This window comes from Actinopolymorpha alba DSM 45243 (assembly GCF_000373925.1).
GTDB lineage: Bacteria > Actinomycetota > Actinomycetes > Propionibacteriales > Actinopolymorphaceae > Actinopolymorpha > Actinopolymorpha alba.
In genome coordinates this window covers 253,351-274,132 of the sequence record NZ_KB892708.1, presented here as the reverse complement: position 1 = coordinate 274,132, position 20,782 = coordinate 253,351, and the positions used below count along the sequence as shown (strand labels likewise).

General features: G+C 68.5%; 16 protein-coding genes. 5 read left to right on the top strand and 11 right to left on the bottom strand.

Annotated elements, in window-relative coordinates; genetic code table 11:
- Positions 1 to 91: 91 nt before the first annotated feature.
- From B141_RS0103725 to metH, 7 genes are all read right to left on the bottom strand, one after another.
- A complete protein-coding gene (locus tag B141_RS0103725; protein WP_020573830.1) occupies positions 92 to 1,396 on the bottom strand; it encodes an ABC transporter ATP-binding protein in 1,305 nt (434 codons plus the stop codon).
- The gene (locus B141_RS0103720) at positions 1,380 to 2,435 is read right to left on the bottom strand and encodes an ABC transporter ATP-binding protein (protein ID WP_020573829.1); all 1,056 of its coding nucleotides are present in this window, start codon (positions 2,433 to 2,435) and stop codon (positions 1,380 to 1,382) included. Before B141_RS0103720 ends, B141_RS0103725 begins: the two co-directional genes overlap by 17 nt.
- Positions 2,432 to 3,541, bottom strand: a complete 1,110-nt coding sequence (locus B141_RS38725) for an ABC transporter permease (protein WP_020573828.1) — start codon at positions 3,539 to 3,541, stop codon at positions 2,432 to 2,434. Before B141_RS38725 ends, B141_RS0103720 begins: the two co-directional genes overlap by 4 nt.
- A complete protein-coding gene (locus B141_RS0103710; RefSeq protein ID WP_020573827.1) occupies positions 3,541 to 4,569 on the bottom strand; it encodes an ABC transporter permease in 1,029 nt (342 codons plus the stop codon). The genes B141_RS38725 and B141_RS0103710 overlap by 1 nt, the downstream gene beginning before the upstream one ends.
- A 111-nt stretch (positions 4,570 to 4,680) precedes the next feature.
- Positions 4,681 to 6,300: an ABC transporter substrate-binding protein gene (locus tag B141_RS0103705; RefSeq protein ID WP_026256877.1), complete on the bottom strand. Its 1,620-nt coding sequence runs from the start codon at positions 6,298 to 6,300 to the stop codon at positions 4,681 to 4,683.
- A 281-nt stretch (positions 6,301 to 6,581) separates the two neighbouring features.
- A complete protein-coding gene (locus tag B141_RS0103700) occupies positions 6,582 to 8,411 on the bottom strand; it encodes a bifunctional metallophosphatase/5'-nucleotidase (RefSeq protein WP_020573825.1) in 1,830 nt (609 codons plus the stop codon).
- A gap of 399 nt (positions 8,412 to 8,810) precedes the next feature.
- On the bottom strand, positions 8,811 to 12,290 hold the full coding sequence (metH, locus tag B141_RS0103695; protein WP_020573824.1) for a methionine synthase: 3,480 nt from the start codon (positions 12,288 to 12,290) through the stop codon (positions 8,811 to 8,813).
- 263 nt (positions 12,291 to 12,553) lie between these two features.
- Here metH and B141_RS0103690 point away from each other — a divergent pair, with 263 nt between their 5' ends.
- The 3 genes from B141_RS0103690 to B141_RS38720 all read left to right on the top strand — a co-directional run bounded on the left by B141_RS0103690 (position 12,554) and on the right by B141_RS38720 (position 14,984).
- Entirely contained in the window at positions 12,554 to 13,408 is an 855-nt protein-coding gene (locus tag B141_RS0103690) for a PAC2 family protein (RefSeq protein ID WP_020573823.1), read from the top strand.
- A gap of 95 nt (positions 13,409 to 13,503) precedes the next feature.
- Positions 13,504 to 14,313: a MerR family transcriptional regulator gene (locus tag B141_RS0103685; RefSeq protein WP_020573822.1), complete on the top strand. Its 810-nt coding sequence runs from the start codon at positions 13,504 to 13,506 to the stop codon at positions 14,311 to 14,313.
- Entirely contained in the window at positions 14,310 to 14,984 is a 675-nt protein-coding gene (locus tag B141_RS38720; protein WP_020573821.1) for a GyrI-like domain-containing protein, read from the top strand. Before B141_RS0103685 ends, B141_RS38720 begins: the two co-directional genes overlap by 4 nt.
- 278 nt (positions 14,985 to 15,262) lie before the next feature.
- Here B141_RS38720 and mshC read toward each other — a convergent pair whose 3' ends face one another.
- From mshC to B141_RS0103660, 4 genes are all read right to left on the bottom strand, one after another.
- Positions 15,263 to 16,492 (bottom strand): cysteine--1-D-myo-inosityl 2-amino-2-deoxy-alpha-D-glucopyranoside ligase, encoded by a 1,230-nt coding sequence (gene mshC / locus B141_RS0103675; protein ID WP_020573820.1) that lies wholly within the window; start codon positions 16,490 to 16,492, stop codon positions 15,263 to 15,265.
- Between the two features lie 127 nt (positions 16,493 to 16,619).
- Positions 16,620 to 17,420, bottom strand: coding sequence for an SCO1664 family protein (locus tag B141_RS0103670; protein WP_020573819.1), 801 nt, complete (start codon positions 17,418 to 17,420; stop codon positions 16,620 to 16,622).
- 22 nt (positions 17,421 to 17,442) lie between these two features.
- Positions 17,443 to 18,021, bottom strand: coding sequence for a DUF3090 family protein (locus B141_RS0103665; RefSeq protein WP_020573818.1), 579 nt, complete (start codon positions 18,019 to 18,021; stop codon positions 17,443 to 17,445).
- 58 nt (positions 18,022 to 18,079) lie between these two features.
- Positions 18,080 to 18,814, bottom strand: coding sequence for a histidine phosphatase family protein (locus B141_RS0103660; protein ID WP_020573817.1), 735 nt, complete (start codon positions 18,812 to 18,814; stop codon positions 18,080 to 18,082).
- Between B141_RS0103660 and B141_RS38715 the strand changes: the two genes are divergently transcribed.
- Both B141_RS38715 and B141_RS0103650 read left to right on the top strand, forming a co-directional pair.
- On the top strand, positions 18,813 to 19,952 hold the full coding sequence (locus B141_RS38715; RefSeq protein ID WP_084678076.1) for an ABC transporter ATP-binding protein: 1,140 nt from the start codon (positions 18,813 to 18,815) through the stop codon (positions 19,950 to 19,952). The genes B141_RS0103660 and B141_RS38715 overlap by 2 nt on opposite strands.
- Positions 19,949 to 20,773 carry an ABC transporter permease subunit gene (locus B141_RS0103650; protein ID WP_020573815.1) on the top strand — a complete coding sequence of 275 codons (825 nt, stop codon included), beginning with the start codon at positions 19,949 to 19,951 and terminating at the stop codon, positions 20,771 to 20,773. Before B141_RS38715 ends, B141_RS0103650 begins: the two co-directional genes overlap by 4 nt.
- Positions 20,774 to 20,782 lie beyond the last annotated feature (9 nt).

The window sequence follows — 20,782 nt, the reverse complement described above, 5'->3', positions numbered from 1 at the left end:
AGCCGTACCCAATACGTGGGCGGCGTACCGACAAAGACGTGTCCGGACTCCTACGACCGACCGGGCAGCCGCTACCGGCACCGCACGGTGGTTAGTACAGGTGGCAGGCAACCTCGACCGCACCCGCCGGCCGCAGCCGGGGATCCTCGCCCTCATGGAAGTCCACCGCCACCGCGCCGTCCTGCGCCTCGAGTCGCTTGACGCCCTTCCAGAGCGGCTCCTGCGGATCCGCCTCACGGGCCCGCTGGACCAGTGCCTCCACATCACCCGGCCCGCGGCCCCGGCCAGGACTCAGCCGAACCTGGTGCGCGGGTACGTCGAGGCTGTCCAGGTTGCCGATCGTGGCGCGTTCGGCGTCGTACGCGTCCTCGTCAAGGCCCAGCCAGCGCTGCTCCAGCAGCGGACGCAGGTCGCGGGTCTCCCAGCCACACTTCTCGAACGCCGCCGGACACCGCGGGTGGAACGAACACCCGAGCGGGGGCGCCGCGGCGTCTGGGATCTCGCCACGGGGCAGGTCCCGCGGCACCAAGGCACCCGGATCGGGCTCGGGGATCGCCCGCAACAACGCCTTGGTGTAAGGGTGTTTGGGGTCGGAGAAGATCTCCTCGGTCGGGCCGATCTCGACAATCCGGCCGAGGTACATGATGGCGACCCGGTCGCAGAAGAACTTCGCCGTCGCGAGGTCGTGGGTGATGTAGACGTACGTCAGGTCGAGATCGCGCTTGAGGTCGAGCATCAGCTCGAGGATCTTCGCGCGCACGCTCATGTCGAGCATCGAGATCGGCTCGTCGGCGACCAGAAGCTCTGGGCCGAGAATGATCGCCCGGGCCAGCACCGCACGCTGCTTCTGTCCACCTGACAGGTCACTCGGGTATTTGCTCAGGAATCTCTCGACCGGCGCCAGCCCGACGCGTTCGAGTGCTTCGACGACCCGCTCCCGGCGTTCGGTGCGGTTGGCGACCAGCTTGTGGATCTGCAGCGGATGACCCACGGCGGCCTCGATGTCCATCGACGGGTTGAGCGCCGCACTCGGGTCCTGGAACACCATCTGGAGCTTGCGCCGAAACGGCCGCAGCCGGCGTTCGGACAGGGAGGGCAGGTCGTGCTCGCCGTACCGGACCTCTCCGCCGGTCGGCCTGACGAGACCAAGCAACGCCCGGCCGAGCGTGGTCTTGCCGCTGCCGGACTCGCCGACGAGGCCGAGAACCTCCCGCCGGCGCAGATCGAACGTCACACCGTCGACCGCCTTGACGACGTCCCCGCCGGCCCCGAACAACCGGCCCATCGAGCTTCCCCGCAACGCGTAATGGACCTGGAGGTCGCGGACCTTCATGAGAGCGTCGTCGGCACCACCGGGGGCCGAGGACGGCACCTGGGCATCAAGCTTCGTCGGCAACGCTGATCTCCTCCTGGGCCATTCGGGCGGTGCCGCCTTCGTCGATACGGTCGGCTGGGCCATGCAGCCAGCACGCGACTCGCGAGCCACTCGCCGTCTGGACCGCCACCGGATCCTGAGCACCGCACACCACCATCGCGTCAGGACACCGCGGGTGAAACTTGCACCCGGGCGGCGGCTCCACCAGGTCTGGCGGCGCACCCGGAATGTAGTGCAGACCCGTTGTCTGCAAGGAGATCGTCGAGCGCAACAGCTCCCGGGTGTAGGGATGCCGCGGCTTGGCGAAGACCTCGCGGGCGTCGCCATCCTCCACCAGATGTCCGGCGTACATCACTGCCACCCGGTCGCAGGCCTCGGCCACGATGCCGAGGTTGTGGGTGATGAGCAGGAGCGCGGTGTCGAAGTTGCGCCGCAGGTCGGCGAGGATGCGGATGATCTGGGCCTCGACGAGGACGTCGAGTGCGGTGGTCGGCTCGTCGGCCACGATGAACGCCGGTCGCAGCACCAGCGCCAGCGCGATCATGATCCGCTGGCGCATCCCGCCGGAGAACTCATGCGGGTAGGCGCGATACCGCGTCGGCGGGATACCCATCTTGCGGAGCGTGTCGATCGACCGGCGGCGCGCCTCTTCCTTGCCGATCTGGGGTTCGTGGGCGCGAAGCGTTTCCTCGAAGTGCTCCGAGATCCGCATCAGCGGATTGAGCCGGGTGAGCGGCTCCTGGAAGATCATGCCGAGCTCTGGGCCGCGCAGGCGGTCGATGTCGCGCCGCTTGGCCTGGAGCAGGTTGGTGCCCTTGAACCTGATCTCACCGTCGGCCTTCGCCCCGGCCGGCAGGAGGCCGAGCAGCCCGCGTCCCAGCGTGGACTTGCCGCAGCCGGACTCCCCTACCAGGCCGAGCGTTTCTCCCGGTCGCAGATCGAACGACACACCGTCGACCGCCCTGACCGGCCCTCGCTCGGTGCCGTACCACACCCGCAGGTCCGCCACGGACAGCACGGGTTCGGCGTACGACGGAACGTCCGCACGCGCCGCTGTCATCGGCCGCCCTCCTCCGTCGTCGACGTCTCGGGATCCGCAGGACTCCCGCCAACTCCAGTCCTCCGGTCCCGCCCGACCTCCGCCTTCTCGACCGGAATGGCGTTCTCGACCGGAGCCGCCGGCTGGCGCGGTGGCAGGACGACCGGCAGCAGCCGGCGTACGCGCAGGGTCGGGTTGAGCGTCTCGTTGAGCCCTTCACCAACGAAGGTCAACGCCATGACGAGCAGCACGATCGCAAGCCCCGGGTAGACAGCGGTCCACCAGATGCCCGACGTGGCGTCGTCCATGGCGCGGTTGAGGTCGTACCCCCACTCGGCGGCCTCCGTGGGCTGGATGCCGTAACCGAGGAATCCCAACGCGGCGAGGGTTCCGACCGCATCCGCGGCGTTCAGGGTCGCGATCACCGGCACGCTCTGGATGACGTTCGTGAAGAGGTAGCGCGACATGATGATGTGTGGCGGCGCGCCGAGCGCCCGAGCCGCCTCGACGTAGGTCGCTTCCTTCGCGCTCACGGTGCTGTTACGGACGACGCGGAAGTACTGCGGGATGTAGACGGCCGTGATCGCGGCCGCCGCCGTGGTGACCCCACCGCCCAGCTTGTCGGACAGCAGGAACGCCACCACGATCGCCAGCAGGAGGTACGGGAACGCGAACAACGAGTCCATGATCAGTACCAGGATCCGGTCCAGCCAGCCACCGACGAATCCCGCGACCAGGCCGAGCACAACACCGATGACGATCGTCAGGGCGAGCGCCATGAGGACGACCTTGAGTTCGGTGCGGGCACCCCAGACGACTCGGGAGAAGACGTCGAACGTCTGCACGTTGGTGCCGAACCAGTGCGTGCCCGACGGCTCACCCTGCTTGGGGAATCGCGCACCGCCGTCGCTCACCTGGTCGAAGTCGTACGGCGCGATGAGCGGAGCGAACACCGCGACGAGCACCATGAGCCCGGTGAGGACGGTGCCCACGACCAACATCGCGCGGGCGATGCCGGCCGACTGGCGGTACGGCGTGGCGATGACGAACGCGATGCGGGCCAGGCGGGACCGATGCGTCGAATCGTGCTGCGGTTCGCCAACCTCAACGGTTGGGGTGATGGCCATTAGTACCTCACCCTCGGGTCGATGAATGCGTTCACGAAGTCGATGAGCAGGCTGACACCCACCACCACCAGCGCGTAGATCGTCATGATGCCCTGGACGGCAACGTAGTCACGGGCGTTGATGTACTGCACCAGCTGGGATCCAAGACCCGGCCAGCTGAAGGTCGTCTCCGACAGGATCGCCCCGCCGAGGCAGAGCGCCGCCTGGAGTCCGAGCACCGTCACGAACGGCACCATCGCGTTGCGGAACGCGTGCTGGAACACCACCCGGCGCTCGGCGATCCCGCGGGCGCGGGCCGCCTCGACGTAATCGTCGCGTAGCGTCTGGGCGACGTTGACCCGGATCAGCCGGATGAACACGCCGGTGATCAACAGGCCCAGGGTGAACGCCGGCATGATCAGATGCTTCACTCCGTCGACGAAGGATTCCGTGTCACCGGCGATCAGCGCGTCGACCAGGAAGATGTGGGTCACCGGCTCGACCGTCGCCTGGGCGATTGGGCTGGCCTGCTGTCCGGAAGGAAGCCAGCCGAGGGTGCCGGTGAAGATGATGATCGCGACAACACCGACGAAGAAGACCGGCGCGGCGTAGGTGAGCACCCCGAAGATCCGGATCACCACGTCCAGCCAGGAGTTCCGGTAGCGCGCCGCGAGCAGACCCAGCGGGATGCCGATCGCCAACGCCACCAGGATGGCCACGACCGTGAGGCTCAGGGTCGCGGCGCCGTTGACGACGAGGATGTTGGTGATCGGGCGGTTGTCGCTGACCGTGGTGCCGAGGTCGCCGCGGAAGACGTGGCTCAGGTAGTTCCAGTACTGCAGGAGGATCGGGTCGTCGTACCCGCCCGCGGCCCGCCGTCGAGCAAGCTCCTCTGGAGGAAGCCGGCCACCGAGGGCCGCCGAGACCGGATCACCGGGTGCCACCCGCAGGAGCAGGAACACCATCGTCAGGAGGACGAAGACGTTCGGGATCACGAGGAGCAGGCGTACGACGAGGTACCTTCGCAGCGTGCCTGATCGGGCCGCCATCCCGACGCCACCTTCCTGACTGTTCGGTCTGTCTGTTCGGTCTGTCTGTCCAGGCCAGAGGCTCCGTCACCTGGTGTGCGGTGACGGAGCCCCCGGGGTGTGGATGTGGAACTACTTGGCCTTGCTGGTGTCAACCAACCAGAAGCGGAAGGTGTACAGCGGGTCGAAGGTGTCCTCGACACCCGTCACGCCGTCGCGCGTCACGGCGATCATGTTGTCCTGCCACAGCGGGATCAGCGGAACGTCCTCAGCACCGATGGTCTGGATCTCCTTGAAGGCCGTCTCGCGCTTGGCCTGGTCGGAGGTCGACTTCTGCTCCGTCAGCAACTTGTCGACGTTCGGGTTGGAGTAGCCGTACCCGTCGCCGATGAAGTTGTTGGTGGCGTAGAAGGGCGACAGGTAGTTGTCGGTGTCGGGGAAGTCGGGGTACCACCCCAGCTGCCAACCGTTGTAGGCGCCGGCTGCGTAGTCCTTCTTGTACTGCTCCCACGAGGCCGACTTGAGCTCGATCTTGAACAGCCCGCCGGCTTCGAGCTGCCGCTTGATCTCGCTGTACATGTCGGCCGAGGCCTCGCCGTAGTGGTCCGGGCTGTACCACAGCTGCGCGGTCACCGGTGTGGTGACGCCGGCCTGCTGCAGGAGCTGCTTCGCCTTGGCCTGGTCGGGCTGCGCTCCGAAGGCGGTCTTGAACGTCTCGTCGTGCCCGGGCAGGCCCTTCGGGACCATGGTGTAGAGCGGCGAGACCGTGTCGTTGTAGACCTGCGTGGCGATCGACTGCCGGTCGATCAGCGCGGCGGCGGCCTGGCGTACCTCCTTCTTGGCGAAGGGGCCCTTCTTGGTGTTGAAGGTGAGGTACTGGATGCCGGTGCCAGCGCCCTTGACGACCTTGACGTTCTTGGCCGCGCCGTTGGTCTCGAGGTCCTTCAGCAGGGTGGGCGTCAGCGTGCGGTAGGCGACCTGGACCTCGCCGCTCTCGATCGCGCTCTTGAGGCTCTTCTCGTCCTTGTAGACCTGGACGAGGACCTTGCCGTTGGCGAGCTTCTTGTCGCCGGTGTACTTCTCGTTGGGCTCGAGGATGATCTGCTGAGACGGGTCGTACTTCGTGATCTTGTACGGGCCCGAGCCGATGATCGAGCCGACCTTCATCGGCTGCAGCTTGTCGGCGGCGTACTTCTCGTTCGGCACGATCGACGCCGCGGCCGTGGTGAGGCGGAACGGCCAGGTGGCGTCAGCGAACTTCAGGTTGAACGTCACCGTCTGAGGATCGGTCGCCTCGGTGGATGCGAGCTGGTCGGCGAAGATGCTCGACGGACCGTTGGGGTCGGCGATCTTGATCATCCGGTCGAACGTGAACTTCACGTCCTCGCTCGTCAGCGGGCTGCCGTCAGAGAAGGCAAGGTCCTTCTTCAAGGTGCAGGTATAGGTCTTGGGGTCGCTGAACTCACACTTCTCTGCGGCGTCAGGCGTCGGCTCGCTGCCACCAGGCGGAATCGACAACAGGGTCTGAGCACTGTTGTAAAGAATCTCCCAGCCCGGGTTGTCATAGGAACCCGCCGGGTCAACCGTCCCGAAGGCGTCAGTCGTCCCGAAGACCAAGGGCTTCTTGCCGGCAGCCTTCTCGCCACCGCTGTCGCCACCATTGTCGGTGCTGCTGCCGCACGCGGCGAGGGCAAGTGCCAATGTGCCGCCTGCCGCCAAAGCCAGGAACCTACGGCTGGTGCTAGGTCGCATCTTCCACCTCAGTCATCAACGGAAGGGCCGGGTTGCGGCCCGCCCCGCACCCTAGCTGCCACTGACCGATACCGGAATGTCGGAGGGCGGCGGAGTGAGTCGCAATTAGACAACGAATGGCTGTGAGGAGAGCCCAAAGTGGCCATTCGGGGGCTAATGTGCCGCCTTTCGTTTCGGTCCGCAGTCGCGATGTCGCCGTACGCACACATGCGAGCGGGCCGACCTCAGACTGAGGTCGGCCCGCTCATCGCGTCTACCGCGTGGGGTGGAGGCGCGGCGCGTCAGCTCGTCGCGCGCACCCGGTCAAGCGCGGGCGGTGCCAGCGGGCTGTTCCGGGTCAGATATCCCCGTAGCACCTCGTAGTCACGGGTCCCACGCACCGCGTCCGTGAAGCCGGCGAACGCGGTCGTCCCGTCGCCGCCGATGAGGGTGTACGCCAGCGCGGCGAGGCGGTACTTCCGGTCGAGATCCAGCGGCTGCCCAGAGATCTGGACGTCGGCCGGATCGACCCGATCACCGACCGACCTGCTGGCGTCGTAGGAGTAGCGGACGTTCGCCGACACGGCGTACGGCGCGAACCGCACGCTCCCATCGGCCTGCGTACGCCACTGATCTTCCAGCGCCTTGTGGATCTGCGCGCCAGTGACTGTCACTGTCAAGACGGGGTTGGCATACCCGTACGCCGCCCACGCCTCGCCGAACAACACCCGTCCGGGCGCGTCGGCGGCATTGCTGCCGGGAGCGTGGAGCAGGTCACCACGGAGCGAGTTCGAGCCGCTGTGGGTGCGGTTCACCAACAGCGCGAGGTCGGCGCGCGCGGCCTTGTCGGCGTTCACCCGTTGCGAATCCTCATACATCGCGTCGGCCACCACGTCGCCGAGGGTGCTCTCGCCAGCGGCGTTCGCGGTGCGGGTGAGGTCGCCGGTGATCTCCGCGACCGGGCGGGCCTCCGTCTTGGCGCCGCGGTCCACCCAGTAGTCGACCAGGTCTGACGCCTTCTGGTCGGGCTTGACGTCACGGGTGACCGGGTGCACCACCGACCGGGTCTGGTCGCGCAGCACATCCTTGGTACGCCGGTCGATCTTGAGGTTGATCTCGCTGATCAGCTTGCCGTGGTAGCCGGCCTCGACAACGGGCCGTGGGTTTCCGGCCGGGTCGTTGACCGTGCAGTTGAACAACGCGTGCCAGTGTCCGGTGACGATCGCGTCGATGTCGGGGCTCACCTGGCGGGCGAAGTCGAAGATCGGCCCGGAGGGGTTGGCGCACCCGTTGAACTGCCCACCCGCACTGCCGCCTTCGTGCACGCTGACCACGATGGCGCGCACGCCCTTGCGCTTGAGCTCGGCGGCGTACCGGTTGGCCGTCTCGATCAGCGGAAGGTTGTCCAGGCCCGGTTGGTACGACGTCGATCCGGCGACGGTCGTATCCGTTGTCAGGTTGATGAACCCGACCGGTAGGTCGTCGCCGTCGCTGGTCTTGACCTGCTTGATGATGTACGGCGGAACGATCGGTGTCGTGGTGCCCTTCGTGGTGATGTTCGCCGTGGAATAAGGGAACGTCGAGCCCTTGAACCGCTTTCCGTTCGAGTCGGTGAAACAGCTGTCGACGTTGACCGTCCCGAAGCACTTACCGCGCCACATGTGGTCGATGAGGAAGCTCGGCGAGATGTCCAACTCGTGGTTCCCGACCGTGTTGAACTCGACACCGATCTGGTTGAAGAACTCCACCGTCGGCTCGTCGGCGTGGTAGGCGACCTCCGTCGGCCAGCCGCTGAACGAGTCGCCGGAGGTGAAGAGGATCGAGTTGGATTGACCGGCCGCGAGTTGCTTCAGATGGGTCGCGAGGTATGGCGCGCCGCCGACCACGAGTCGGGAGCCATCGGGCAGCGGGACGGTTCCGTTGGACACATCGTTGTGCGGGCGGAGGTAGCCGTGGAAGTCGGTGATGTTGAGTAGCTGGACGTCGACCGGTGGCGGCGTCTGGGCGCCGGTGGCAGCCGGCGGCGCCTGGGCCCCAAAGGCCGGTGCGGAGACACCGACCAGGAGCGCCGCGGCGCCCAAGGCCACGGCGATCCGGGCCCCGCGGCGAGGCGAGCTTGTCACCAAGTTCATCACTCCTTGAATGCCGTGCCGAACCTGCGCCGAGCACGCCCGCGAACCCGTGTTGGTTCTCGGGCGTGCTCGACCCATGAGCTGTGGTTGGTGCGTAGGAGCGTCACGCGCGCGAGTGACGGCCCATGATCGCCCAGGTGAGGGACGATTGAACAGATGAGTTCTAGAAATTGGCAAAAAGAGCACTAATGAACAATCGCGGCTGCGTATCCGCGCAGATCATGATCACTCGCCCCGTCCCTCGCCAGCGCGCGTCGAGCGTCAGTGCGACATCGGGGCAAGCGGCCTGCTCCGGAGCGTCGAACGCATGATCCCGGCTAGCGATAGGTCGCCGACTTGTCAGAGGTTTCTCGGCTAAGAGACGGAGAAACCTCTGACCGCTCGGGAGACGCCTACGTCCTACGCGTTGAAGTACTTCGCGTGCGGGTGGTGCACCACGATCGCGTCGGTGGACTGCTCCGGGTCGAGCTGGAACTCCTCCGAAAGCGTGACCCCGATCCGGTCGGGCCGGAGCAGGTCGACGATCTTCGCGCGGTCCTCCAGGTCGGGGCAGGCGCCGTACCCGAGCGAGAAGCGGGCGCCGCGGTAACCCAGCTTGTGGATCATCTCCTGGACGTCGTCGGTCTGGTCCTCGGCGCCGAACCCGATCTCCGCGCGGATGCGGGCATGCCAGTACTCCGCCAGCGCCTCGGCCAGCTGGACCGACAGGCCGTGGAGCTCGAGGTACTCGCGGTAGTGGTTGGCCTCGAAAAGCTTCGCGGTCGCCTCGCTGATCTTCGAGCCGATCGTCACGACAGTGAAGCCCACGACGTCGGTCTCACCCGACTCCTCCGGGCGGAAGAAGTCGGCCAGGCACAGGTGCCGGTCGCGTCGCTGCCGCGGGAACGTGAACCGGCACCGCTCTCCCCCGTCATCGTCGAGCACCACGAGGTCGTCGCCCTTGCTCACGCACGGGAAATAGCCGTACACGACCGCGGCCTCGAGCAGACCGTCGGTCTGGACCCGGTCGAGCAGCGCCCGCAGCCGCGGCCGCCCCTCGGTCTCGACGAGTTCGTCGTAGGACTTGCCACCCTCGCCCCGCCCCGGCTTGAGTCCCCACTGGCCAAGGAAGAGTGCGCGTTCGTCGATCATGCTGGCGTAGTCGGCGAGCGGAATGCCCTTGACCACCCGGTCACCCCAGAACGGCGGAGCCGGGACGGGGTTGTCGTACGCCACATCCGATCGCGCCGGCATCTCCGCGGCTGGAGTCTCGCGCAGCTGGGAGGATCGGACCCGGCGTTGCCGGAGCGCAGGCAGCTCCGCACCGGGAACGCCGCGCTTGACGTTCATGACCGCATCCATCAGGCGCAGTCCTTCGAAGGCGTCCCTGGCGTAGCGGACCTCGCCCTGGTAGAGCTCTGCCAGGTCTTCTTCGACGTACGCCCGGGTGAGCGCGGCACCACCGAGCAGGACCGGCCACTGGGACGCCTTGCCCCGGCCGTTGATCTCCTCGAGGTTCTCCTTCATGATCACCGTGCTCTTGACGAGCAGGCCGGACATACCGATGGCGTCGGCCCGGTGTTCCTCCGCTGCTTCGAGGATGTGGCTGATCGGCTGCTTGATGCCGAGGTTGACGACGTTGTAGCCGTTGTTGGTGAGGATGATGTCGACGAGGTTCTTGCCGATGTCATGGACGTCACCCTTGACCGTCGCCAGCACGATGGTGCCCTTGCCGGCCTCGTCGGTCTTCTCCATGTGCGGCTCGAGGAACGCCACCGCGGTCTTCATCACCTCGGCGGACTGCAGGACGAACGGCAACTGCATCTCGCCCTTGCCGAACAGCTCGCCGACGACCTTCATGCCTTCGAGCAACTCGTCGTTGACGATCTCCAGCGCCGACCGGCCGCTGTCGAGTGCCTCCTGCAGATCGGCTTCGAGGCCGTTCGCCTCCCCGTCGATGATGCGGCTGCGCAGGCGTTCGCCCAGGGGAAGGGACGCCAACTCCTGCGCCCGCGAGGCCCTCGCATCGGAGGCTTTGACGTCGGCGAACATCGCCAGCAGCCGCTGCAGTGGGTCGTAACCCTCGCGCCTGCGGTCATAGACGAGGTCGAGCGCGACCTCGCGCTGCTCCTCGGGGATCCGCGAGATCGGCAGGATCTTACTGGCGTGGACGATCGCCGCGTCGAGACCGGCCTTCACGCACTCGTGCAGGAAGACGGAGTTGACGACCTGCCGGGCCGCCGGGTTGAGACCGAAGGAGATGTTGGACAGACCCAGCACGGTCTGGACCTGCGGGTGTGCCGCCTTGAGCCGGCGGATGGCCTCGATCGTCTCGATGCCGTCCTTGCGGCTGTCTTCCTGCCCGGTCGCGAGCGTGAACGTCAGACAGTCGATGAGGATGTCGGACTCCGCCATCCCCCACTTCTCGGTGAGCGTGCTGATCAGGCGTTCGGCGATGGCGAGCTTCGTGTCGGCGGTGCGCGCCTGGCCCTCCTCGTCGATGGTGAGCGCAACGACCGCGGCACCGTACTCGCGCACGAGCGGCATGATCATCGCGAACCGGCTCTCAGCCCCCTCGCCGTCCTCGAAGTTGACGGAGTTGATCACGCACCGGCCACCGAACGCCTCCAGACCCGCCTCGAGCACGGGCGGCTCGGTGGAGTCGAGCATGATCGGCAGGGTCGACGCGGTGGCGAGGCGGGAGGCGACCTCGCGCATGTCGGCGACGCCGTCCCGACCCACGTAGTCGATGCAGAGGTCGAGCAGGTGGGACCCGTCACGGATCTGTGCCCGAGCGATGTCGACACAGTCGTCCCAGCGTCCCTCGATCATCGCTTCCCGGAACGCCTTGCTGCCGTTGGCGTTCGTGCGTTCGCCGATCGCGAGGTACGACGTGTCCTGCCGGAACGGCACGTGCTGGTAGAGGCTCGCGGTGCCGGGCTCGGTCCGCGGCTCCCGCCGGACGACGTCCCGGCCCTGCACCCGCTCGACCACCTGCCGGATGTGTTCGGGCGTGGTGCCACAGCAGCCGCCGACGAGGGACAGGCCGTACTCCTGCGTGAACTGCTCATGGGCGTCGGCCAACTCGGACGGCGTGAGCGGGTAGCGGGCACCGTCGGCGGTGAGCTCGGGCAGGCCGGCGTTCGGCATGCAGGACAGCAGCGGCCGCCCGTGCCGGGCGAGGTAACGCAGGTGCTCGCTCATCTCGGCCGGACCCGTCGCACAGTTGAGCCCGATCATGTCGATGCCCAGGGGCTCGAGCGCGGTGAGGGCGGCGCCGATCTCGGATCCGAGAAGCATCGCGCCGGTCGTCTCGACCGTGACGGAGACGATGATCGGAAGGTCGACCCCCGCCGCCGCGGCCGCACGGCGGGCCCCCAGGATCGCGGCCTTCGCCTGGAGGAGGTCCTGGGCGGTCTCGACGATCACAGCGTCGGCGCTGCCCTCGATCAGGCCGGCGACCTGCAGCTGGTAGGCATCCCGCAGAGTGACGAACGGCAGATGGCCGAGGGTCGGCAGCTTCGTACCCGGGCCTACCGAGCCGAGCACCCAGCGCGGATGGTCGGGTGTGCTGTAGCCGTCCGCGACCTCCCGGGCCAGCCGAGCACCGGCGACCGAGAGCTCGTAGATACGGTCCGCGATGCCGTATTCGTTCAGAGCCGAGAAGTTGGCGCCGAACGTGTTGGTCTCCACGCAGTCGGCGCCCACCGCGAAGTAGGCGTCGTGGATGGCGCGTACGACGTCGGGCCGGCTGGTGTTGAGGATCTCGTTGCACCCCTCCAGCGACTCGAAGTCGTCGAGGGTGAGATCGTGCGCCTGCAACATCGTGCCCATCGCACCGTCCGCCACGAGGACGCGATCGCGAAGCGTCTGGCGGAAGGCGGCGGCGTTGCGGCTCACGATGTGACTCCTTCTGCTGGGCCGAACTCGGTCAGGAGCGTCTAGCGTACTCAGACGGTCCGAAAGGTGGACTTCGTTCTTGCAGTCCGAGATCCGACGTCCAAGCCGCGGGCGGTAGGTCGCCTCCGTACGAGAGGCTGGGACACGTAGGCTTGCTGGGGCGGGATCGGTGGGGTGATACTCCGCCGGCGATGCCGGAGCGGGGTCGGATCGGTACGACCCCACGTCCGGGTGGTGACCCGACGAAAGGGAGGACGATCCACGTGATCGAGCTCGAAGGCTCGCTGGAACTGGAGGACCCGGTCCTGCTCGCAGCCTTCGAGGGATGGAACGACGCCGCCGACGCGGCCAGCGCGGCGCTCGACCATCTGGCGAAGGTCTGGAAGGCGCGCCCCATCGCGGCCCTCGACCCCGACGACTATTACGACTTCCAGGTCAACCGGCCGACCGTGCGGCTCGACCAGGATGGCGTCCGCCAGCTCACGTGGCCGACGACCCGGGTCCTGGTGGCCACGCCACCGGACGCACCGCGCGACGTCATCCTGGTCCGCGGGATCGAGCCCAACATGCGGTGGCGGCAGTTCTGCGACGAGATCATGACGCTGGGCGACAGTGTGGGCGCGGAGATGTGCGTCCTGCTGGGCGCGCTCCTCGCGGACAGCCCGCACACCCGGCCGATCCCCGTCACGGCGAGCGCCACCGATCCCGAGCTGGCGCAGGTCCTCGGACTCGAGGCTTCGCGCTACGAAGGGCCGACAGGAGTCGTCGGTGTCCTGCAGGACGCCTGCCAGAAGGCCGGACTGCCGGCGGTGTCGTTCTGGGCGGCGGTCCCGCACTATGTCGCGCAGCCACCGTGCCCGAAGGCGACCCTCGCGCTGCTCCGTAAGGTCGAGGACCTCCTCGACCTGGCCATCCCGCTCGGCGAGCTACCGGAGGACGCCCGAGCCTGGGAGCGGGGCGTCAACGACCTGGCCCGCGACGACTCGGAAGTCTCGGAGTACGTCCGCTCGCTGGAGCAGGCCCGCGACGCGGCCGACCTTCCTGAGGCGACCGGCGAGGCGATCGCGCGGGAGTTCGAGCGTTACCTGCGCCGGCGGCCCGAGCGCGGCGCTGACTGACCTGATCTGATCTGATCTGAAACTCACCCGGTCGGAAACACCCGGTCGAGTGGGTGGCTGGACTCTCCGGCCGCGGGAGACCCCATGCTGGCCGCATGGATGATCCGCCCCGCGACGACGCGGAGTTGCTGGCGATCGGCAGGTTCGCCCGGCTCTGCCGACTGAGCATCAAGCAGCTTCGCCACTATGACGAGCTCGGACTGCTGGTGCCGGCCTGGGTCGATACCCGTTCCGGCTACCGCTACTACCGGCCGGAGCAGGCCCGGGTAGCTCTCACCATCGGGCTGCTGCGTTCCCTGGACGTGCCGCTCGCCGACATCAGCCAGCTGCTCGACGGCGCCCCGGCCGCAGACGTACTCGGCAAGGTCCGCGACCAGCTGGAGGCGGAGCTGGCCCGCCGGCAGCAGTCGCTGGTGATGCTCGAGCGGCTGCTCGCCGACGGCGTACCCCGGTCCGAGGTGTCCCTCGTCCAGGTCGCTCCCCGCCGGGTGGCGCTGGTCCGCGACGTGACGAGCCCCAGCCGGATCGGTCCGGCCACCTCGGCGTGCGTGCGAAGGCTCCTCGACGCGTTCGTCGCGGCGGGACAGGTGCCGGGGCAGCCGATCATCGGACTGTTTCCGCTCGACGTCACCGACGAACTCACCGTCGCCGTCACGGCCGGGGCCGACGCACCAGTGGCCGGGACCACAGCCGATCTCCTTCCCGGAGGGACGTTCGCCTCCGCCACCCACCTCGGACCGTACGGCCAGATCGGACTCACCGCCCACGCCCTGCTCGCGTGGTGCGGCGAGCGTGGCCACCAGCCACAGGGATCGTTGCGCGAGGTGTACGTCAACGACCCGAACACGACGCCACCCGACCAGTTGGTGACCCACCTCATGATCAGACTGGAGGACCCCTCATGACCAAGCCCACCACCTCTACCGCTGCCACAACCGCCGCCACCGCCGCCTCCGGTCCGGAGTGGTACGCCGCCACCGAGACACCCGAACTCGTGGAGTTCGGCACGGTCCAGGGCCTCGGGATCGTCGGCCAGGGTGAGCCGGGCGGCCGGGTGTACGGCGAGAGCAGCCAGGCGTTGTTCGCGGTCGCCGGCGCGCTTACCGCGGTGTCCGCCGGAGCGTTCTCGATACCTCCGTTGGAGGGACGCTGGTGGGTGGAGGATGCCCGGCCGGTGTTCGAGGTGCCGCGCGCCGAATGGTGGTGGCAGCTGTTCCTGCGACTGCGCGGTGTCGTTCCGGCGCCACCCGGGCTTCGCCCGTCTGGACCCGCCCCCACCTCCGACGGCTTCGATCCAGCGTGGTTCGACGCCGCCCGGGAGGCCGCCCGGCCGGACGTACCCGCAGCTGCCCGGGTCCAGCTGGTGGCGTTCACCCCGGGACCTTGCGTCCAGGCCCTGCACTGTGGTCCGTACGCGGATGAGCCGGCAACGCTGGCCCGGATGGATGCGCTCATGCGCGAGCGCGGGGTGACGGTGTACGGCCTGCACCACGAGCTCTACCTGTCGGACGTCCGCGAGACGGACCCGGCGAGGATGCGCACGATCCTGCGGCAGCCGGTGCGCGCCGCCCGGTGAGCATGCGCGCGACCTCAAGGATCGGGAAGGGTTCCGGACTTCCTGAAGCGGGCGGCGCTTGCTGAGTTGTCATAGGTTTCTCGGCTAAGAGACCGAGAAACCTATGACAACTCGGGGCTTTCCCTTCGCCAAGTGAGGTGGGGACCAGCCGCGTGAGGTCCGCCAACGGGTGTACACAATGTGACCACGAGGCTGCCGCGCCTGCCTGCTGCCGGACGTCACAGGGCCTCGGGCAAGTCGCGGACACACCAGCTCATCGGGGCGTTGAGCTTGTGTCGTCAGAGCTTGATACCAAGCAGGGCGTCGCAGGTGTCCCGGACCAGGGTGGGGCTCTCGCTCGCGGCGGTGCCGTCCGCGAGGGTCGCGTCGGCCCACGCATCGACGACCGCGAGAGCGGCCGGCGCGTCCAGGTCGGCGGCGAGAGCGTCGCGTACTCCGTCAAGCACCTTGCCCGCGTGGGCACCGCCCGTCAGCACTCGCGCCGCCGCCCGCCAACGCTCGAGCCGCTGCTCGGCAGCCCGCAGGCCGTCGGTGGTCCACTCCCAGTCTTCCCGGTAGTGGTGGGCGAGCACCGCCAGCCGGATCGCCATCGGGTCGACACTGTCGGCACGCAACTGCGAGGAGAACACCAGGTTGCCCTTGGACTTCGACATCTTCTCGCCGTCGAGCGCCACCATGCCCTGGTAGACGTACGCATGGGCGAACGGCGAGCTCCCGGTCAGCGCCTGCGCCGCCGACGCACACATCTGGTGGTGCGGGAAGATCAGGTCGGATCCGCCGCCCTGCACGTCAAACCCCATACCGAGGTGTCGCAGGGCGATCGCCGTGCACTCCACGTGCCAGCCGGGACGCCCGCGCCCAAGGCTCGACTCCCACGCCGGCTCGCCCGGGCGTTCGTGCCGCCAGAGGAGGGAGTCGAGCGGGTCGCGCTTGCCCGGCCGGTCGGGATCACCGCCCCGCTCAGCGAACAGCTCCCGCATCTCCCCCGGCGACAGCCTCGACACCTGACCGAAGTTGGGGTCGGCCGCCACCGGGAAGTAGATGTCGCCGTCCACGTCGTAGGCGGCGCCACGCTCCCGGAGCCGCTCGATGGCCTCGACGACGAGCGGGATCGCCTCGACCGCGCCGACGTACTCCGCCGGCGGGATCACCCGAAGCGCGGCCATGTCGTCACGGAACAGCTCCGTCTGGCGTTCGGCGAGGACCTGCCAGTCTTCGCCGTTCTGCTCGGCCCGCTCCAGCAGCGGGTCGTCGACGTCGGTGACGTTCTGCACGTACCGGACGATCAGGCCCGCATCGCGCCAGGCCCGCCCGAGCAGGTCGAAGGCCACGTAGGTCGCCGAATGGCCGATGTGGGTGGCGTCGTACGGCGTGATGCCGCAGACGTACAGGCTCGCCTGCTCACCGCGCGTGCTGACGCGGCGCTGGCCGCTCGCGTGGTCATGGACGAGAGGAACCTGCCCGACTCCGGGCAGCCGTGGAACCTCAGGAGCGACCCAGGCTTTCATGGTCTTTGAGCCTACTGGCCCACGCCAACATCCCTGACGGGGCTGGGCTCCTGGCCAACTTGGGACACGGCGCGGGGTGGCGCGGAGGTGCCCGCAGATCCCACGGACAGCGCGCCGGCCGGGCTGGTCAGAACACCGGCCAAGGGATCGACGGCCAGCCGTCACCGGGCAGCGGAAACACGTGGGCCCGCCGGACCCCGGCCACCCGGGCGCGCAGTGCGGCGAGCTCGTCGGCGTCGAGGAGCCCTCCCATGGCCCGGCCGAGCGGGCCGTCGAGGTCGCACTCCACGCGCTCCAGCAGCTCGAGCTGCTCGTCCGGAATCGGCTCGCCCGCCCACCCCCACAGCACCGTGCGGAGTTTGTTCTCCTCGTGGAAGCAGAGCCCGTGGTCGACACCGAGGATCTGGTCGTCGTTGGACCGCAGCACGTGGGCGCCCTTGCGGTCGGCGTTGTTGACGATCGTGTCGAACACCGCCAGACGCTTCAGCCGGTCATCGTCGGCGTGTACCAAGCTGATCTCGTCGCCTTCGGTGTCGAACGCGTCCAGCACCACCCGCCACCCCTCGGGCACCTCCTGGCGCGGCACGATGTCGACCACGCCGAGGTCGGGATCATGATCGATCCAGACCTGGCACATGCCCTCACCGAAGGGGCCGTCGCGCAGGATGGTGGGGGGTACGAGGTTCCACCCGGATGCGGCTGACAGCAGGTAGGCAGCCGCCTCCCGGCGCGCCAGGCTGCCGTCCGGGAAGTCCCAGAGGGGGCGTTCACCGCGTACCGGCTTGTAGACGCCCGCCACGCTCACCCCGTCGAGGGAGATCGAGCAGTAGAACGTCGCGTTGGATGCGGACACGAGCCGGCCCTCGACCTCCAGGCGCCCTTCGCGGAGAAGGTGAAGGATCTCGGTGTGCTGCTCTTGGAGTGCCACGTCGGCCGGTCCGGATCCCGCGCTAGTCCGGAGTCGAGCGGCGGTAGCCGTTGAGCCGCGGGCACAGGTGGCCCTCCGGGTCGAGCGGGTTGCCGCAGAACGGGCACGGCGGGCGCCCCTGCGACACGACCGCCATCGCGCGCTGCACGAACGCCCGGGCCTGTGCACCGGTGATCCGCACGACGAGGGTCTCGGGACCTTCGGCCTCTGGCTCCTCGTCGACCGGCGGCGGCGGATCGGCCTCCTCCTCAGTGACCTCGTACGCCTCGATGATCACGCGTTCCTGGTCGCTGTCCCAGGCCAGCCGGAGGGTGCCCACCCGGAACTCCTCGATGATCGGCTGCTCGAGCGGCGCGTCATCGCTGAGCTCCTGGGGAGCGAGTGCGGGGATCACCGCGCTACCTCCGGTGAGGCGAAGGACCTCGTCGAGCATCGCGTCGACGCGCTCGGCGAGCACGGTGACCTGTTCCTTCTCCAGGGCCACGGTGGTGAGGAGATCCCGCGACCGGGCCTGCAGGAAGAAGGTTCGCTGACCGGGGTCGCCGACCGTGCCGGCGACGAACCGCTCAGGAGCGTCGTGGAAGTGAACGACACGGGCCATAACTTCAGACCCTACGCGCTTCGTGTGTCAGTGGTGTTCACGGCTGGCTCCTCCGGTGTCAGCCACCGCCACCGCCACCGGCGCCGGTGCCGCCTCCGACAACCGCATCACTCTCCGAGGCGGTACGCCGGCTCCGGCGACGTTTGCGGCGCGGCGGGACCAGCGCGGCGAGGTCGCCGCCGGTGTCGTTGACCCGGACCACGAACGACCGGAGCGGCGTGTAGCGCAGCACGCTGACCGAACACGGATCGACGATGATCCGTTGAAACTGGTCGAGGTGGAGCCCGAGCGCGTCGGCCACGATCGCCTTGATGACGTCCCCGTGGCTGAGCGCCACCCAGATCGCGTCAGGACCTTCCTCGGCCTCGATCCGGGCGTCCCACTCACGGATCGCTTCCACGGCACGGTCGGCCATCGAACGCAGCGACTCTCCCCCGTCACCAGGGAAGGTGACACCACTCGGGTGTTGCTGCACGACCTTCCAGAGGGGCTCCTTCGCCAACTGCTTGAGCGCCCTGCCCTCCCAGTCGCCGTACCGCACCTCGCCGAGGCGGTCCTCGATCACCGCCGGCGGCCGGCCCTCGAGTGCGGTGATCGCGGCGGCCGTCTGGCGGCAGCGTTCGAGCGGGCTCGTCACGATCCGGGCCAGCGGGATGGTGCTGAGCCTTGTGCCGAGCGTCTCGGCCTGCCGGACCCCGGTCTCGTCGAGGCCCACACCCGGCGTCCATCCGGCGAGTAGGCCGTCGACGTTTGCCCGCGTGCGTCCGTGCCGGACAAGGAAGAGCGTCGCCATGACTGCTGAGCCTACGAGGTCCGTGCCACTGACCGCGGCCCGCACACCCGCGCCGCTCCGGTCAGCGGCCCGGCCGCCCCACCCGCATGGCCACGAGCCGTCCGGAGGTCACGGACCGGGTGTACGAGAGAATGAGCGGGTGACCGGCGGCGGCGCGATCGAGATCGAGGCATTGCATCGCTCGTTCGGCGACGTCCGCGCCATCAACGGCGTCTCACTGCGGATCCGTGCCGGCGAGGTTGTCGGACTGCTCGGACACAACGGTGCCGGCAAGACCACACTGGTCCGCCTGGTGGCGGGCCTCCTCTCCCCGACAGCCGGTCGAGTGCGGGTACGCGGGCTCGATCCGGTGGCTGACGGGGTGGCCGTACGCCGGCTGCTCGGCGTACTCCCCACCGCGTCGTTCCTCGACCAGCGCCTCTCCGCGCGCCGCAACCTGGAGTTGGCGGCCGAGCTCTTCGGGCTGCCGCGCGCTGGACTGCCCGATCGGATCCGGCGGGCGCTGCGGGAGTTCGACCTGGCCGAGCGGGCCGAGGACCGGGTGGAGGGTTTCAGCGCGGGGATGCGGCAACGGCTGGCACTCGCGCGGGTGCTACTTCCGGGCCCGGAGATCCTGCTCCTCGACGAACCCTCCGCGCAGCTGGATCCGCTGGCTGTCCGGATGGTGCGGCAGTTGATCGGGCAGCTGTCCCGGGACGCCGGCCGGACCATCGTCCTGTGTACCCACGACCTTGCCGAGGCGCAGCATCTGTGCGACCGGGTGGTGGTCCTCGACCACGGCCGGGTGGTCGAGGAAGGGGCGCCGGCAGAGTTGGCCGCCCGGCTCGCCGCCGGTGCGGTCGAAGTGGAGGTGGCCCGCGCCGACGGGCCGGTCGCCCGCGAGCTCCTCGGTCGCCACGCCGGAGCTGGTCCGATCAGGCAGGTCGACGGGCCCGGCTGGGCCGACACCGTCGTCCTGCGGAACTCCTCGATCGGCCGGAGCCAGCTACCGGGGTTGGTGCGGGCGCTCGCGGATGCGGGCGTCGCGGTGTACGGCGTTCGCCCCTATGAACCGAGCCTCGAAGAGGTGTACGTCGCCCTCTACACCGCCCGCGAGCAGGTCGCCACCGCACCCAACCACGCGGTGGGACAGCCATGACCGCCGCGCAACCTCTTAACCTGCGGGCCATCCGCGCGATCGTGCGACGCGACCTGTCCATCGTTCGAACGAACCGCGCGGTGCTGGTCCCGCTGGCGGTTCTCCCGCTGGTGTTCGCCGTCGTGTTTCCCACTCTCGGTGGCCTGATCGCCAGGGTGGACGTGCCCGACGGCGATCTCCAACGCCTGCTGCGTACGGTGCAGGGCTGGGTGTTCGACGGCCTGCCGGACGGGTCAGGCGTCCAGCTGGCTGCGCTCCTGCTCGGCTATCTGCTCCCGCCCCTCACTCTGGTGATACCGCTCATCGTCGTCATGGTGCTCGCCACCGACTCGGTGGCCGGTGAGCGGGAACGCGGCACGCTCGAGGGACTGCTCCTCGCGCCGGTGAGCGATCGCGACCTGCTGGTGGCGAAGCTCCTCGGCGCCCTCCTCCCCGCGGTCGCGATCAACCTCGGCTGCGCCCTGATCTACCTGACCATCACCGACATCGCGATGTGGCCGGTCCTGGGTCGGCCGCTCCTCCCCCATGCCACCTGGTTGGTCCTGGTGCTGGTTGTCGCGCCGTCGGTCAGCGCTGCCGCGTTGGCCCTGGCGGTGTTCGTGTCGGCGCGGGCGCGAAGCGTCCAGGGCGCGCAGCAGATCGCGAGCGTGACGGTCCTTCCACTGGTGTTCCTCGTGGTGGGGCAGTTCTCGGGGTTGCTGTTCCTCGGACCGTGGCAGCTGGTGGGCGTCGCGGCCGTGTTGTGGGTGGTGACGGGCGGGCTGGTCTGGCTTGGATCAAGGTCGTTGCGCCGCGACCGGCTCGGGCCCCGCCTGCGCTGATCCCCGCTC

Coding starts and splice junctions, on each gene's coding strand:
- mshC (WP_020573820.1), bottom strand. CDS start 16,492: ATGAAAGCCTGGGTCGCTCCTGAGGTTCCACGGCTGCCCGGAGTCGGG.
- B141_RS0103685 (WP_020573822.1), top strand. CDS start 13,504: ATGGATGATCCGCCCCGCGACGACGCGGAGTTGCTGGCGATCGGCAGG.
- B141_RS0103700 (WP_020573825.1), bottom strand. CDS start 8,411: ATGAACTTGGTGACAAGCTCGCCTCGCCGCGGGGCCCGGATCGCCGTG.
- B141_RS0103720 (WP_020573829.1), bottom strand. CDS start 2,435: ATGACAGCGGCGCGTGCGGACGTTCCGTCGTACGCCGAACCCGTGCTG.
- B141_RS0103665 (WP_020573818.1), bottom strand. CDS start 18,021: ATGGCCCGTGTCGTTCACTTCCACGACGCTCCTGAGCGGTTCGTCGCC.
- B141_RS38715 (WP_084678076.1), top strand. CDS start 18,813: ATGACTGCTGAGCCTACGAGGTCCGTGCCACTGACCGCGGCCCGCACA.
- B141_RS38725 (WP_020573828.1), bottom strand. CDS start 3,541: ATGGCCATCACCCCAACCGTTGAGGTTGGCGAACCGCAGCACGATTCG.
- B141_RS0103705 (WP_026256877.1), bottom strand. CDS start 6,300: ATGCGACCTAGCACCAGCCGTAGGTTCCTGGCTTTGGCGGCAGGCGGC.
- B141_RS0103650 (WP_020573815.1), top strand. CDS start 19,949: ATGACCGCCGCGCAACCTCTTAACCTGCGGGCCATCCGCGCGATCGTG.
- B141_RS38720 (WP_020573821.1), top strand. CDS start 14,310: ATGACCAAGCCCACCACCTCTACCGCTGCCACAACCGCCGCCACCGCC.
- B141_RS0103660 (WP_020573817.1), bottom strand. CDS start 18,814: ATGGCGACGCTCTTCCTTGTCCGGCACGGACGCACGCGGGCAAACGTC.
- B141_RS0103710 (WP_020573827.1), bottom strand. CDS start 4,569: ATGGCGGCCCGATCAGGCACGCTGCGAAGGTACCTCGTCGTACGCCTG.